At 46.5% G+C, this 14,592-nt stretch carries 14 protein-coding genes; 7 read left to right on the top strand and 7 right to left on the bottom strand.

The features are described 5' to 3' along the window. The first annotated feature begins 179 nt into the window (after window positions 1-179). Together G9G54_RS15015 and G9G54_RS15010 are read left to right on the top strand one after the other, a co-directional pair. On the top strand, window positions 180-431 hold the full coding sequence (locus G9G54_RS15015) for a hypothetical protein (RefSeq protein ID WP_025723818.1): 252 nt from the start codon (window positions 180-182) through the stop codon (window positions 429-431). A gap of 406 nt (window positions 432-837) precedes the next feature. Beyond that, complete coding sequence (locus G9G54_RS15010) at window positions 838-2,451, top strand: cellulase family glycosylhydrolase (RefSeq protein WP_165178665.1); 1,614 nt, start codon at window positions 838-840, stop codon at window positions 2,449-2,451. Window positions 2,452-2,771: 320 nt separating this feature from the next. Here G9G54_RS15010 and G9G54_RS15005 read toward each other — a convergent pair whose 3' ends face one another. Next, complete coding sequence (locus tag G9G54_RS15005) at window positions 2,772-3,776, bottom strand: LLM class flavin-dependent oxidoreductase (protein ID WP_165178664.1); 1,005 nt, start codon at window positions 3,774-3,776, stop codon at window positions 2,772-2,774. A 152-nt stretch (window positions 3,777-3,928) separates the two neighbouring features. Here G9G54_RS15005 and G9G54_RS15000 point away from each other — a divergent pair, with 152 nt between their 5' ends. Then, complete coding sequence (locus G9G54_RS15000) at window positions 3,929-4,252, top strand: DUF3817 domain-containing protein (RefSeq protein WP_165178663.1); 324 nt, start codon at window positions 3,929-3,931, stop codon at window positions 4,250-4,252. A 128-nt stretch (window positions 4,253-4,380) separates the two neighbouring features. Here the strand turns inward: G9G54_RS15000 and G9G54_RS14995 are convergent, their stop codons facing one another. Together G9G54_RS14995 and G9G54_RS14990 are read right to left on the bottom strand one after the other, a co-directional pair. After that, window positions 4,381-5,331: an acetylxylan esterase gene (locus G9G54_RS14995; RefSeq protein ID WP_165178662.1), complete on the bottom strand. Its 951-nt coding sequence runs from the start codon at window positions 5,329-5,331 to the stop codon at window positions 4,381-4,383. Between the two features lie 36 nt (window positions 5,332-5,367). Further along, window positions 5,368-5,631, bottom strand: a complete 264-nt coding sequence (locus tag G9G54_RS14990; protein ID WP_013311446.1) for a YkgJ family cysteine cluster protein — start codon at window positions 5,629-5,631, stop codon at window positions 5,368-5,370. A gap of 296 nt (window positions 5,632-5,927) precedes the next feature. Between G9G54_RS14990 and G9G54_RS14985 the strand changes: the two genes are divergently transcribed. Then, a complete protein-coding gene (locus tag G9G54_RS14985) occupies window positions 5,928-6,185 on the top strand; it encodes a GlsB/YeaQ/YmgE family stress response membrane protein (protein ID WP_023989828.1) in 258 nt (85 codons plus the stop codon). 129 nt (window positions 6,186-6,314) lie between these two features. On the opposite strand, the gene G9G54_RS14980 is transcribed toward G9G54_RS14985, so the two are convergent. Beyond that, entirely contained in the window at window positions 6,315-7,616 is a 1,302-nt protein-coding gene (locus G9G54_RS14980) for an MFS transporter (protein ID WP_076157581.1), read from the bottom strand. Window positions 7,617-7,894: 278 nt separating this feature from the next. Here G9G54_RS14980 and G9G54_RS14975 point away from each other — a divergent pair, with 278 nt between their 5' ends. The 3 genes from G9G54_RS14975 to G9G54_RS14965 all read left to right on the top strand — a co-directional run bounded on the left by G9G54_RS14975 (window position 7,895) and on the right by G9G54_RS14965 (window position 10,255). Beyond that, window positions 7,895-8,746 (top strand): amino acid ABC transporter substrate-binding protein, encoded by an 852-nt coding sequence (locus tag G9G54_RS14975; protein ID WP_165178661.1) that lies wholly within the window; start codon window positions 7,895-7,897, stop codon window positions 8,744-8,746. A 73-nt stretch (window positions 8,747-8,819) separates the two neighbouring features. Continuing rightward, on the top strand, window positions 8,820-9,488 hold the full coding sequence (locus tag G9G54_RS14970) for an amino acid ABC transporter permease (protein WP_165178660.1): 669 nt from the start codon (window positions 8,820-8,822) through the stop codon (window positions 9,486-9,488). Window positions 9,489-9,502: 14 nt separating this feature from the next. Beyond that, window positions 9,503-10,255: an amino acid ABC transporter ATP-binding protein gene (locus G9G54_RS14965; RefSeq protein ID WP_165178659.1), complete on the top strand. Its 753-nt coding sequence runs from the start codon at window positions 9,503-9,505 to the stop codon at window positions 10,253-10,255. A 120-nt stretch (window positions 10,256-10,375) separates the two neighbouring features. Here G9G54_RS14965 and G9G54_RS14960 read toward each other — a convergent pair whose 3' ends face one another. From G9G54_RS14960 to G9G54_RS14950, 3 genes are all read right to left on the bottom strand, one after another. Continuing rightward, window positions 10,376-11,530, bottom strand: coding sequence for an MFS transporter (locus G9G54_RS14960; RefSeq protein WP_165178658.1), 1,155 nt, complete (start codon window positions 11,528-11,530; stop codon window positions 10,376-10,378). A 263-nt stretch (window positions 11,531-11,793) separates the two neighbouring features. After that, window positions 11,794-13,074, bottom strand: a complete 1,281-nt coding sequence (locus G9G54_RS14955; RefSeq protein WP_165178657.1) for an AAA family ATPase — start codon at window positions 13,072-13,074, stop codon at window positions 11,794-11,796. A gap of 1 nt (window position 13,075) precedes the next feature. Continuing rightward, on the bottom strand, window positions 13,076-14,533 hold the full coding sequence (locus tag G9G54_RS14950) for an RtcB family protein (protein ID WP_165178656.1): 1,458 nt from the start codon (window positions 14,531-14,533) through the stop codon (window positions 13,076-13,078). Between the last annotated feature and the right edge of the window lie 59 nt (window positions 14,534-14,592).

The raw sequence follows: 14,592 nt of genomic DNA, 5'->3' as shown, positions 1-14,592 counted from the left end.
ATTCCTGCCTGTAACACTCGCTAATTCTTAAAAATTCAAGGTTTGTTCATTGCAATTGATGTGCATTAGGTTTATAATTTCAGACGGATTCAAAGGGCTTATCCCGGAATCCATGGGAGTTCATCCCATCTGAGCTAGCTTACTGCATGCTCAAATATGAATTAAGCGAGGGATTTACAATGAAAACCTGCTGCACCATCCAAGTTGACGAAGACAGTTTAGTTATTGATTTGCCAGAAGAAGGAACCACGCTAGAGTCCCTGCTCGGTGATATTGAGAGCTGTGGAGGTAGTGAAGAGCCTTGGCTGCAACTTATTGACAAGGTAATAGGTAACTCATCTGAGACTGTACTGACAGATCAAGCGACGGATGGCGGCGATATGAAGGAAGATCAGACGACCAAAGAACCTCAAGCAACTGCTCAGGGGTAATAGGGAGATCCTACGTTAAGACGAAATTTGTAACATTATTCGATCACATATAAGATCATTTATAAGACTGCTATACCGAGCCAAGGCATCGGGAAGCAGTCTTTTTTTATTAAACAACTAAAATTCTCCAAATTTCGCAATTGGTAAATGAGTCTTTTGTCCCTTTAGTACTCTATAGTAGCCAACTAAGCAGAACACATCCCAAAACCGTGACTTCCTGTTCATTTTCTATCATAAAGTCGAAATGTAACATGAAACTAACTATAATAGTAGTATCATCCATATACAGGTAAGTGACATCGATGTTTGGACCTGATCCTCTTGTTGTATGAAGGAGGGGGCGAAAGAGCGGAGAACAACGTACTGATAAGTCTCATCTACTTTATAAAAAGGAAGGAATGTGTAAATGATGAATGGGCAATGGGTCCTGCCAAGGATCGCAAAAAGAGTAGCGGTGATGCTAACAGCAGTATTGCTATTAACGTTAACGAACGGATTCAACTGGAATACGCAAACAGCAGAGGCTGCCGGGACGACCCCTGTGGAACGTTACGGACAACTTTCGGTAAAAAATGGTAAATTGGTGGATAAAAACGGTAAAACTGTACAACTCAAAGGTATTAGCTCTCACGGTGTCCAATGGTTTGGGGATCTGGTAAATCAGGACTCTATGAAATGGCTACGGGACGATTGGGGCATTTCCGTATTCCGGGTTGCACTGTACACTGAAGAAAATGGTTATATTGCCAACCCTTCTTTGAAAAATAAAGTGAAGGAAGCGATTGAGGCAGCACAGAAACTGGGCTTGTACGTCATTATTGACTGGCACATTCTTTCAGATGGCGATCCGAACATTCATAAAAATGAAGCCAAAGCTTTCTTTAATGAATTTTCGACTCAGTACGGCCATTTGCCTAACGTAATCTATGAACTTGCCAATGAGCCAAATGGGAATGTGAACTGGAACAATCAAATCCGACCTTATGCGTCTGAGGTATCTCAGGTTATTCGCGCTAAGGACCCGGACAATATTATTATTGTAGGAACAGGCACATGGAGTCAGGATGTACATGATGCAGCAGACCATCCACTTCCAGACAAGAATACAATGTATACCGTACATTTCTATGCGGGTACGCATGGACAGTACTTGCGCGATCGGGTCGATTATGCGCTGAACAAAGGCGTGGGCATATTTGCTACCGAGTGGGGTACAAGCGATGCTTCGGGTAACGGTGGTCCGTTCCTGAATGAATCCAAAGTATGGACTGATTTTCTTGCAAGCCGTGGAATCAGCTGGACTAACTGGTCGCTGGCAGATAAAAATGAGACCTCTGCTGCGCTGTTGCCTGGTGCTGATCGTAAAGGCGGATGGCCTGATTCACAATTATCCGCTTCTGGCAAATTCGTAAAACAGGCGATTCTGGAAGGCTCCAGCAACAATGGTGGAGGCGGAAATAACAGTGGGGATAACGGTGGAGATGGCAACACTGGCGGTAATAACGGTGGTGGCAACAACGGCGGCGATAACGGCAACGGAGGAAGTACACCAGGCAGTAACGATCAAGGAATTGTGCTTCAGTATCGCAGCGGTGACACAAATGTCAAGGATAACGCAATCCGTCCTGAATTTAATATCAAAAACACAGGAAAAGCAGCTGTGAAGTTGAGTGATCTAAAAATTCGCTACTATTACACAGATGAAAGCAAACAAGCTCAGCAGTTTTTTGTAGACTGGGCCAGGATTGGCAATGAAAAGGTAAAAGCAACATTTGTAACATTGCCAAATCCAAAGGCCAAGGCTGATAAATATGTGGAGATTTCTTTTACAGATGGAGCGGGAACGATTCAGCCCGGCGGGGAAAGTGGAGAAATTCAACCCCGTATTCATGCTGCAAATTGGAGCAATTTTGATGAGACCAACGATTACTCCTATGGCGCTACCCAAACAGCATTCGTAGACTGGAACCATGGCACCGTATATCAACAGGGTAAGCTGGTTTGGGGCATAGAACCTTAGAATCCAACCGGTACTAACTTTATCGGAACGAGTAAAGATATGGGACTTTAGGGTACAATCTTTCCAAGCTTTGGAGTATAAAGCATACGTCTTTGGTATATGGATACTGGAACTTTAGGAGGGGACGACCCACCCTTCAGTGTCGGTTTATGTACTACCAAAGTACCATATGATATTCGACTTTTGTAGTGCTTGAATTACTTCCGTTGTGCAGAGGGGTTGGTTCCAATGGACCCTCTCTACGACAAACCCCCGCTGTTGCCATCATAGGCAGGCGGGGGTTTTTATGTTTCTGAAGCTCAGCCTCCGTTCAATTGCGTCTATACCAAAGCAAAAGCTTTGGCCAGCAGACGGTAGGACTGAACACGTTTATCAAAGTCATGAATGGATGAAACGACCAGTAACTCATCGGTACGATACTGCTCAGCCAGTCTTAGTAGCTGTTCTTTACACTGTTCAGGGGTACCAACAACACGCCAGGCTGCGGACTGACGCAGCCGCTCACGATCCAACTCCGTGTACGGATAGGACATTGCTGTTTTCACCGACGGAAGAGAACTCATTTCTTTACCTTGCATGAGCAAAAGGAAATACAAACTAGCACTGGACGCCAGTTGCTCAGCTTCCTCTTCGGTTTCCGCGCAGGCCACCGTAACTGCCGCCATGGAATGGGGCTTATCACCCAGGATCGAAGGCTGGAATTGCTCGTGGTAACGTGCGGTAGCTTCTACACCACCTGGAGTCCCGAAAAATTGGGCAAAGGCATAGGAGGCACCCATCATCGCGGCCAATCTGGCGCTCTCTCCGCTGGAGCCGAGCAACCATAATTCAGGAACGGTCGATATCATCGGGGAGGCATGAAGACCGGCAAATCGATGATTGTCAGGCACCGAATCATGGAAATAATCGATTAAATCGAGAATCTGCTGTGGATATTGTTCGACAGATTGATACTTGCCTTCCTGCAGGGCGCGAGTAGCCAGGGGTAAACCACCGGGAGCACGTCCTATTCCCAGGTCGATGCGTCCTGGATGGAGCGCCTCCAGCAAGCGGAAGTTTTCGGCGACTTTATACGCGCTGTAGTGTGGCAGCATAATACCGCCTGAACCCACACGAATGCGTGATGTGTGAGCAGCCAAATGCGCAATCAGCACCTCAGGGCTGGAGTGCGCTAGTGTTTTGGACGCATGATGTTCGGATACCCAATAACGGCTATATCCCAGTTGATCAGCTTCACGCGCTAAATCTGTTGTATTGGATAATGCATCCTGAGCAGTACCGCCTTCAGGAATATGAGACTGGTCCAGTATACCCAGTTTAAGCATTTATAATCACCTCTTACACAACTGTATCAGACACAACTCATTAGGTCAAAACTCAAAAATGGATAGGTTGGAGTTTGGGGATCTTTTCGTTATAATAAAGGATGTGTAAAGGATGAGAGAACATCCTTGCTTATGGAGAGGGGATTGAATTTGTGTTAAGAACACCTTTGGGGCGTGTCCGACTCATGCTCTGGATTCAAGCTATAGCTTATTTGGCGATACTATTCACCCACCAGCCCCTGCAAGCTTCGGGCATGACCCAGGCGGTTATGGTGATTGGTAACATATACCGGGTGAGCTTTTTGTTGCTCCTCGTTGCTTTAATCTATGGAAAAACAGCACTGCAATGGTCTATACGGCGGCCTCTTTTTATTATGTTTGCGTCCTTCATCCCGTTTGGTCTGATGATTATGGATTTTGTTTGGGTGCGAAAATGGACAGGGGATTCGGCAGCAGAACAGCGAGCTGCATCGTAATCTTAGAAGATTTGTTTCGTGTGAGTTGTCGAGAGTCTGTCGGACGTAAGCGGGACTGGTCCCGATGCAGTAGAAAAGAACATTACGCAGTTTGATGCGTGGTGTTCTTTTTTTGTGCACCGGAGGAATTATGAAAAATGCTGAACTAAAAATTCTGCCGTTTTGCGTCTTTGAAAGCCTTCAACCCAATGTCCGGTAAACGGATAAATTTCAATCGTTTTCGGTGATTCAATACGGTTATAAGCGGCGAAAATCGTCTCTGGCATACACACCGTATCCTTGAACCCTACCGATACCATGATCGGGATACGAATGCGATGAGCCAGATTCATCACGTCAAAATAACTTAATGTATGTAGTACCTGCTCCAAATGCTCCGGAAATCGGTTGACGAATTCAGCTGCTTCCGTCAGTGAACTGGTAGAATTCATCATACCAAAATCCATATGACACATATTGGGGATATCCGCGACCGTAATGGCAGCTTTATCGCTGAGCGCAGCCACCATTAATGAAAGTCCGCCGCCCTGACTGGCGCCACTGATTGCGATTTTAGCCGAATCAACATCCGACTGCTCCGCTACCCAATCTACGGCTCTAAGGGCATCGGTTGTAATCGTTTTGTAGTAGCAGGTATCCTTGTCCAATATTCCTTTCGTTACCCAGCCTTTAACCGTACCGTGAGGATCACCCAGACGGTCTCCCGTTTCTCCTCCCTGACCACGTACATCTACTGCCAATACAGCAAAGCCAAGCATGAGCCAAGAGGAATAATCTTCAGGATAGCCTTTTCCGCCTGTATAGCCATGAAACAGAACGATACACGGCAGCTTTTGATCTCCGGCAAATCGGGGGCGTACATACCAGGCATGCAGAGGCGTATCATCGACACCCTCAAAAGTAACCCGGTAGGCAAGGATATGAGGATAAGGTGTTTCTACGGGAGCTTTGAACGCACGTACAGGTTTGGTGTGTACTTCTTCCAATGTTTTGGCCCAGAATAAATCGATATCCTTCGGGGCGGTAAGATCGGGCCGATATTGCTTTAATTCGGCAATTCTTTTTTCAATAACATTCATAATTAAAATTCTCCTTCATATAGAATGAACTTCTCCTTAAGCTTTACCCGGTAAAGTTGACTCCTCCAGCTCTCTCAGCAGTTCAAATGCTCTTTCATTAGTGCTTCCACACGTATCCTCATCAGCATGGAATCCACTGCATACAACTGGGCGCTCAGGTTTGCCAAACAATCGGCAACGGTAATCGGAAGTGAGCTGAGGGCAAGGAACACCAGCTGGTTTTCCATCTGGCATGCCGGGAATAGGGGAAGAAATCGTAATGGCAATACAGCACGCGGCACATCCTACTCGACACTCCAGTTGGGGTCACTCCTTAAAATCTGTTATTTTTGTAACTTATGCATGAAGTGACATTAATGAAGCCATAATGTGAGGATGGCACAAAAAAAGCAGGAATACAAGGATGAACGCATATTAGACACACTTTTCACACAAGGGGTATAAATAGTCGTAGAGGCACGTAAGATGGTATCAAGTCCCTAAATCAGTGTTCTGTTCTGTGGTAATATTAACCAATCGTCTTTTGTGTGTTCAAAAGGAGTTCGAGTGGTTAATAATAGAACACAACGATAAAAACTTAAACGAGGTGACGCAAAATGAGTTGGTTATGGGCATTGATTGTTGGTGGTATTATTGGTTGGTTGGCAGGAATTATTGCAGGTCGTGATGTTCCGGGTGGCGTGATCGGTAACATCATCGCTGGTTTTATCGGCGCATGGTTGGGTAGCTTGATTCTGGGAAACTGGGGTCCTGAAATCGGATCGTTCTACATCGTTCCTGCATTAATTGGTGCGATTGTGCTGGTCGTGATTGTAAGCTTGATCTTCCGTTCCGTTGGACGAAGTAGAGGCTAACTTTACGAATCAATGAATAGACTAGCCCCTTTGGGGCACAAGGCTAAAAATGGAAAGAAGCTGCTTCCGCAAGGTTCGAAAAAGAACCTGTGGGAGCAGCTTTTTTTGAGGAAAAGTGACGAATTTTTCCTATTGAAAACGCCTGATATGAGGAACACTTAGAACGCCGAGCACGATACACATGCCGATGGTTGCAAACATGCCAATTGTGAACATACCACCAAGCTTATCCGCTACAGCACCTACGGCCAGATAGCCGACAGGGAGCAGGGCAAAGGAAAACATTAGATCCAGACTAGCTACACGTCCAAAAGACTCGGCTGGGACTAATTCCTGAAGGCTTGTCTCCCAGATAATCGCAAATATCATAATGCCAAATCCTTCGAGCATCATGCTCATAATCAGTCCTGGCATCCAAGTGACTACAGACAACAGTAGTAAAGCAAGGCCGCTGACAAAAGCTCCTAAGTATGCGAGCAGACCGCGATGCTTCCAATGTTTGCGTGATCCATACACAAAGGCCCCCAGCATGGCGCCAATGCCGCTACTTGCCATCGCAATGCCGTATACGACTGGATTGTAGCCATGATGAACCTTGAACAGCCACGGAATGAGTACAGCGATAATGCCTGAATAACAAATATTAATGAAGGAAAAGGCAAGAATCGTAATCCATAGCCAGGGGTGGCTTTTGAGAATGATAAAGCCTGCGATAAAATCCTTGAGAAAATGCTGTCCACCCTGATCTTGCTGTTCTGGATCTACCTGACCTTTGCCGATGATGGAGGCCAAATGAGCGCTCAGCATCCAAAAACAGGCAAAAGATATCAGATAAGCGATGGAATCCAGTCCAAAGCCGACACCCGGTGAGGAAAAAGATACAATGAAGCCTCCTAACGGAGGGCCAAGTAGACGGACTGCTTGTATACTGATCTGACTAAGCGCGTTAGCTGCATTACGTATGTCCGGTGTGAACACCTGTGCGCGTAAGGCAGAATAAGCAGGATTAAAGATGCCGTCCATCAATCCGTACAACGCTAGGCCAACGAATAGAACCGGCAATTTCATCCCGTCTGTAAACATCAGCACCGCCGCAATGAACATCAGTCCAAACCGGGCGATATTCGTAAACAGAAGGAGACGAATTCGGTCAATTCTGTCCACGATCATGCCTGCGAAAGGCAGAATAAGTACGTTAGGCAGCATATAAACAGTCATCGCCAGTCCCATGATAGTAGTCGAGCCTGTTAGGGAATAGATAACCAGTGGCAAAATGACTGTGGTGACTGAGCTCCCCAACATTGCGATCCAATGTCCAAGCCACAACAAGGTGAACGCTTTGGATTGTTTTAAAGGTGAAGTGAAGGTAGCCCAGGCCGAGTGACTTCCTTCAGGTGATGTAGAGGATAAGGTTGAATTTTGGGTATCCATGATCACACTCCGGTATATTTCTAAACTGCATATTAAAACCTATTATACGAAATCTCTAACGTAAGGGTACAGAAAAAGTTGCTGTGAGGGGAGTTGTAATGAATAGCCTGCCAATGAAAGAGTCAACCTAGAATAACTTTAGGCTGCAAAGATATATAACTTACCTTTTGCATAGGGATTATTGGATAAAAGCATTGACGCGTAAAAATGAATGATGTACTATTCAATGACCAGCCGCGTGCTAGGTTATCAAGAAAAAGGGAAAGAGTGTGGATACCATGAAAAAATTTAGTTTTTTGCCGATTGTACTCATCGTGATGGCATTGCTGGTTTCGGCCTGCGGTAACAACGATAAAGGCGCCAGTACCAATAATGCATCTACCGGAGAAAACGGATCTAATAATGGAAAAGCAGATACCACTGCTACAGCTACTCTTGAATCTGTAAAAGCAAGCGGCAAGCTAAGAATTGGCACGGAAGGCACCTATGCTCCGTTTACCTACCATGATGCTGCTGGTAAACTGACAGGCTTCGATGTCGATATTGCGACCGAAGTGAGTAAACGTCTGGGGGTACAACCGGAGTTTATCGAGACGCAATGGGACGGCATATTTGCAGGGTTGAACTCCAAGCGGTTTGACACGGTATTCAATGAAGTGTCCATTACAGATGAGCGCAAACAAAAATATGATTTCTCCGATCCGTACATTGTCTCCAAGGCCGTGCTGATCGTGAGCGAAGATAATACGGACATCCAGAAATTTGCTGATCTAAAAGGGAAAAAGTCCGGGCAATCCCTGACCAGCAACCTGACTCAAATCGCGAAAAGCAACGGTGCGGAAATTGTGGCAACAGAGGGATTCAACCAAGCCATTGACCTCCTCACTTCCAAACGAGTGGATGCGACCGTCAATGATGGATTATCCTATCTCGATCTGAAAAAACAAAAGCCTGATGCACCCATCAAAAAGGTAGACGAATCTTCAGATGCTTCACACAGCGCAGCTGTATTCAATAAAGGCAGCGAAGATTTGATCAAGGAAGTAAACAAAGCGCTGGCTGATATGAAGGCTGACGGTACGTACCTGAAAATTTCCGAAAAATATTTTGGAGCCGACGTATCCAAATAATAAATGAAGACCCAACGTTCGCCAAGTCGAACCGAATCTTCTCAAACCTATCTTTTCAAAGGATGTCTGTACAATGGATGATCGCCAAATACAAATCATTATGGATTCATTATTGCCTCTGCTAAAAGCAGGGGTTTCTTTTACGATTCCGCTCACGCTTATCTCCTTTGCTCTTGGACTCGTGCTTGCGCTGATTACAGCGTTGGCCCGGCTGTCCAAATGGAGAATACTCAAGCTGATTTTCGGCTTCTATGTATGGGTGATTCGAGGAACTCCTTTGCTGGTGCAATTGTATATTATTTTCTATGGTTTACCTTCCGTAGGTATTACACTGGACCCGTTTATTGCTTCAGTGATCGGCTTTACCCTCAGCGTAGGGGCTTATAGCTCTGAAATTATGCGTGCGGCTATCATATCCATTCAGGAAGGCCAATGGGAGGCGGGGTACTCCCTGGGGATGACGCGCTGGCAAGTATTGCGTCGTATCGTGCTCCCGCAAGCATCCCGTGTGTCCGTACCTCCGTTGGCTAATTCATTCATCAGCTTGGTGAAGGATACCTCACTGGCTGCGACCATCACCTATGTGGAAATGTTCAGAACGGCTAACCAGATTGTAGCTACCACATACGAACCGCTATTGGTGTATACCGAGGCGGGGGTTATTTACCTGCTATTTAGCACCATTTTGACTGTGCTGCAAAATTACCTGGAGAAGCGACTAGGCCGTTTTTCCGTCAGATAAAGGAGATTGTACCGGTGATCCAAATTCGGAATATACACAAATCGTTCGGCTCGCTGGAAGTGCTTAAGGGTGTTGACGTGACATTGGGTAAGGGGAAAGTGCTTGTTATCATCGGTCCTTCCGGTTCTGGTAAAACAACGCTTTTACGCTGTTTGAATTTGCTGGAGGTTCCTGACCAAGGAGAGATCCAAGTAGGGGATATTGCACTGAATTTTGCGAAAGGAACGAAGCTCCGGCAAGAAAACATTTTGGCACTGCGCAAGCGGACAGGGATGGTATTTCAATCCTACAACCTCTTCCCGCATATGACAGCAGTACAAAATGTGATGGAGGGACAAGTCACGGTTCAGAAAAAGAGCAAGGACGAGGCGCGCAAACGTGCATTGGAATTGCTTAAAAAAGTGGGGTTGGCTGATAAAGCGGAATCCTATCCGCATCAGTTGTCGGGAGGACAGCAGCAACGTGTCGGTATTGCCCGGGCAATGGCGGTCGAACCTGAGGTACTATTGTTCGACGAGCCGACCTCCGCGCTTGACCCCGAGTTGGTAGGCGAAGTGCTCAAGGTTATAAAGCAGCTAGCTACCGAAGGGATGACGATGGTCATTGTTACCCATGAAATGAAGTTTGCAGCCGAGGTCGCGGACCATGTGATTTTGATGGATCAGGGCATAATCGTTGAGCAGGGTACGCCGCATGAGGTTCTGGAGCAGCCCACCAGTCCACGGGCTATTCAGTTTTTGAATCGTCTGAGCGGGGAAGTCGAATAAAGGGAACTACAGTATTTATTAAAATAAGCGTTTAGGCTGAATAAAAGGCAGCTACAGCCGGGCATTTCAAAAATAAAGCCTCGCACCCGTAGCTGCCTTTTGCTCATCAGTTGTCCTCTTTTATTTCATTTTTAATGTAAGCAAAAAAGTAATCAACAGAATACAACAGCCTGCTATAAATGGAGCGAACAGATTTGCATCAAATAAAAATCCCGCCAGAGTGGGCCCTAAAATATTCCCAACACTCATATAGGCATTATTCATACCAGCTACATATCCTTGCTCATTCCCCGCCATCTTCGATAATTGTGTATTAAGAGCTGGACGGAGCATAGCGGTGGCAAAGAAAATAAGGGAAGTGACAAGGAAGATACTCCAAAAATCTTTGGCGAAGAGAAATAAGATATAAGCAACTGAGGTGAAAAGAAGCGATCCTTTGATCACCCTTTTTTCACCAAACTTATTGATTATCTTAGCAACAACTAATGCTTGCATACTGACTCCGATCACAGCACCTACGGTCAGAATGACAGCAATATTTTGCGCTGAAAATTGAAAACGGTTCGTTACATATAAACCAAGAACAGATTCAAAGTTAGCGAGTCCAAAGGTCATCACCAGGACAAGTACAAAGAGCATCGTATATTTTGACTTCAACGATCTCGCGTATTGTTTATAAATAGATTTCTTCTGAATCATTCTTGCCCGCGCTGCTTTCATTTGCTCTTTCGATAAACTTTCTGGCAAACAAAACACTGAAAAAATAACAGCAGCAATAGCAGCACCTGTCGCTGTGTAAAGCGGCACTCTCGTTCCATATCCTGCAAGAAGACCACCCAATCCAGGTCCAATAACAAATCCGAATGACATGGCTGCGGCGAGCAGGCTGTTCCCTTTGGCGCGTTCTTCGGTTGTTGTAATATCCGCTACATATGCCATCATAGGAGGAACAATCAAGGCTGCTGCCATTCCTTCCAGAAGTCTTGAGGTATACAGCATCCACAGCTCATCTCCAACAGCAAAGATAAATTTAGCTACAGCAAAAACAATGACACCTACGAGGATAAAAGCCTTTCTCCCATATCGATCAGACAACTGTCCAGTCAGGGGAGAGAGAAGGAACTGCGTTATGCCATAGGCTGCTACCAATAAACCGATCGCCTGCCCACTGGCACCAAACTCAATGATCAGTTCCGGCAGGATGGGGGTAATTAAACCCACGCCCACCATAACGATGAAGATATTAATCATTAGAATTACAAGTATTCTTTTCATGCAAAAAAACCTCCTTATCCATTGGTTTCTGGATAGGAGGCAGACATACGAACAAGAAGATACACTGCTCCCGTCAAAGAAGCAATGCTCTTATCGTTAATACCCAAAAGCCTACACTAATCCTATCCAGAAAATTCGTAAGATTACGATTTTTTTCTTTGGTGGAATAGGATTAGTAGATCATTGGCTTAAGGTCACCCTTTCGATACTTTATTGTTTATCAATGTAACATAAATTTCTTGATAAGGCAATGAAAGGATAAATCAGAAGAACCCGACTCGTCCTTCGGCCACATTTTTCAACCAGTCCTGCTTGCGGCTCTTATCGAGCTCGCCTCGCATACCTTTAATAATCAGCTCAATATCGGCTTTTCCTTGCTCATGCCACTCCAGAGCAGCGCTGACATACAGTTCTCCGAGCTGTGCCAGCGAAAACCCGTCAGTCATGGCTGCTGCCTTCTGCGTACCTGTTTCCCCTGCGAAAACAAGGAAGTTGCGCAGCTTGAGATACGCCAGTCGCAGCGCTTCGTCAGGCAAACTGATTTCATAAGCCCGGTCGAAACGCCCTGCCCGGTTCATTAGACCCGGGTCGATTTTTTCGGGATAATTAGTCGTTCCGATCAGGAAGATGCCCTCCTTAGATGTAGCACCGTCGAGGGTATTCAGGAAAAAAGAACGCACCTCCTGAGGCATGGAATCAATGTCCTCAATGACCAGCACCATCGGAGCCAGGCGAGTAGCCGCCTCGAACACCTCTTTGACCGATTCACTGGTTGTATACTCCGTAATTTGCCAGTAGGCTGCCGGACCCGGTACACTGCTGGCAATTGATTTTACAAGTGTTGTTTTACCGTTGCCCGGATGGCCGTATAGCAGAATGCCGCGCTTGTAAGGAATGTTATAAGTCTGATAGAAGGTACGATCCGCTTCAAAAAACTGATCAAGTGATCGGAAAATATCCCGTTTGATTTCCGCTTTTAAAATCACGTCATCTCGCGTAATTGCGCGGGTTATCGGCTCTGCCTGCCGAGAAAGTCCACGGCTTGTGTCGGTAAAAACGGTGACACGCTTCATATTCTGCTTACGTTCACGACCGCGTACTCCCGCGAGGAAGCCTTGCAGCTCCTGGTCGCCTATCGCAAATACGTAATCTTCATTGTACACGCCATTCTCACGGAAAAAGGGAACTCGCGCCAGCGCGATGCCCCACTTGGGATAGGCGAATACATTATTACGCATCGACAGATGCACGCCGTATTCAGGAGTCGGCCCGTCATCGTCATACTGGATGGTGCGTTCCTCCAAACGATCGAAGACCCGTGCCACATGCTCCAGATCGGGGCTACCTGAACGAATGTCCTCCTCCAGCAGATCCCAATACTCAATATTGGGATCATCGCTGGCATACAGCACGTATTTTACGCCGTAGCGGTTATAGAGTGCTTCACTGATACCGTCGATCAGACGGGCATAAGCGGCATAACCGGTAATGCGTCCATCTGTACGTTCATCAAATTCGTAAATAGCTGGGATGTCTATACTCAAATTATTTGGCTCCTTTCAGGGCGGCTAGCGGCTTGCATTTGGCTACAACTGCTGCGAGTCCTGCCCCGGTGACACTTTCGATAATATCATCTACATTTTTGTAGGCTTGCGGAGATTCGTCGATAATACTTTCCAGTGATGCCTGATTGACCACAATTTCGTCGTCTGTCCCTACACCCAGGGCTCCTGCAAAATCGTCCACACTGACGAGTCGTTTGGTCGCAGAACGCGAACGAATACGGCCTGCTCCATGGCAAATGGAGTGGAAGTTATCCTGACCGCCCAGTAAACCTACCATAATATAAGAGGCTGTCCCCATAGAGCCGGGGATCAGAGCCGGATGCCCTGTCGCCTGATAAGGCCGCGGATTGTCGGGGTGTCCTGCTGGAAGAGCACGCGTAGCACCTTTACGATGCACAAACACGCTCCCGTGATCCGGATGGGATTCCTCCCAAGCATAATTGTGCATTAGATCGTACAAAGTACGCAACTCGCACTTTGTACCAAAGACATCGCGAAAGGCTTCACGCACGGAGTATGCGATGAGATGTCGGTTCACCACAGCATAATTCAGCGCCGAATACATCATATCGACATAATGTGCAGCCTCGGGATGATCCAGCGGTGCGAATACCAGTCTTGGATCGGAGGTACCGAGCCCGAGACGGCTCATTACCTTGGCAATGGCAGATGAACTGGCCTGGCTGACTGCTCCACCCCAAGCCCGTGATCCCGAATGAATCATCACAGCCACCTGACCGTCGAACATCCCCCAAGCTTCAGCTGTTTCGCGGTTTTCCTCCGCGATTTCAATCGCCTGGATTTCGACGAAGTGATTGCCTCCACCCAGCGTGCCGAGCTGTCGGTGGGCCCGATGCCATGTACGATCTTCGACAAGATTCAGCACCTCCTCGTCAAATGAGAACTTACTGTGCTCTACATGGGTGAGTGAGGTGGATTTCTTAGGAGTGTAGCTGTCCGGAATATATTTGTTGGGTAAGCCGTGTAGACCTTTGCGTACAATATGCTCCAGTCGGATATCCGAATAATGCCCGCGCTGGTGGGCTTCCATGGGCAAGTATTTGTCGATGGTTTTGACCAGCTTACGGCGCAGCTTGGTTTCCTTCAAAGCATCCTTGTGCAGATTGGTCAGGTGTACGCGCATGCCGCAGCCAATATCACTGCCGACGATGGAAGGAGATACATAGCCGTCCTCCATTCCCCATACAGCAGTCGTACCGATGCAGGTTCCGACGCCTACATGTACATCTGGTGTGTACCCCATATAGCGGATACCTGGAATTTGTAAATTGTTATTAGCCATCTCGAACACCTTGTAATCTAGTGAGGAGAAAAGTTGCTGAGAAGCATATACGGATAGATCACCTGCCGGAAGCTTCATCAGATGGCTGTATGGTCCTTCATGCAAGGACGAGTCGGTTGTATGTTGTATATTCATATAAATGGGGAGTTCCCTTCTTCAAGTAAATTCATAAATAATTGCATAAAAGATTAAAA

Source organism: Paenibacillus sp. EKM212P, assembly GCF_011066115.1.
Taxonomy (GTDB): Bacteria; Bacillota; Bacilli; order Paenibacillales; family Paenibacillaceae; genus Paenibacillus; species Paenibacillus polymyxa_B.
Note: the sequence above shows the minus strand (reverse complement) of the source record. Positions and strands in the feature narration are given on the sequence as shown.

Coding starts and splice junctions, on each gene's coding strand:
- G9G54_RS15015 (WP_025723818.1), top strand. CDS start 180: ATGAAAACCTGCTGCACCATCCAAGTTGACGAAGACAGTTTAGTTATT.
- G9G54_RS15010 (WP_165178665.1), top strand. CDS start 838: ATGATGAATGGGCAATGGGTCCTGCCAAGGATCGCAAAAAGAGTAGCG.
- G9G54_RS15005 (WP_165178664.1), bottom strand. CDS start 3,776: ATGCTTAAACTGGGTATACTGGACCAGTCTCATATTCCTGAAGGCGGT.
- G9G54_RS14995 (WP_165178662.1), bottom strand. CDS start 5,331: ATGAATGTTATTGAAAAAAGAATTGCCGAATTAAAGCAATATCGGCCC.
- G9G54_RS14985 (WP_023989828.1), top strand. CDS start 5,928: ATGAGTTGGTTATGGGCATTGATTGTTGGTGGTATTATTGGTTGGTTG.
- G9G54_RS14980 (WP_076157581.1), bottom strand. CDS start 7,616: ATGGATACCCAAAATTCAACCTTATCCTCTACATCACCTGAAGGAAGT.
- G9G54_RS14975 (WP_165178661.1), top strand. CDS start 7,895: ATGAAAAAATTTAGTTTTTTGCCGATTGTACTCATCGTGATGGCATTG.
- G9G54_RS14970 (WP_165178660.1), top strand. CDS start 8,820: ATGGATGATCGCCAAATACAAATCATTATGGATTCATTATTGCCTCTG.
- G9G54_RS14960 (WP_165178658.1), bottom strand. CDS start 11,530: ATGAAAAGAATACTTGTAATTCTAATGATTAATATCTTCATCGTTATG.
- G9G54_RS14950 (WP_165178656.1), bottom strand. CDS start 14,533: ATGAATATACAACATACAACCGACTCGTCCTTGCATGAAGGACCATAC.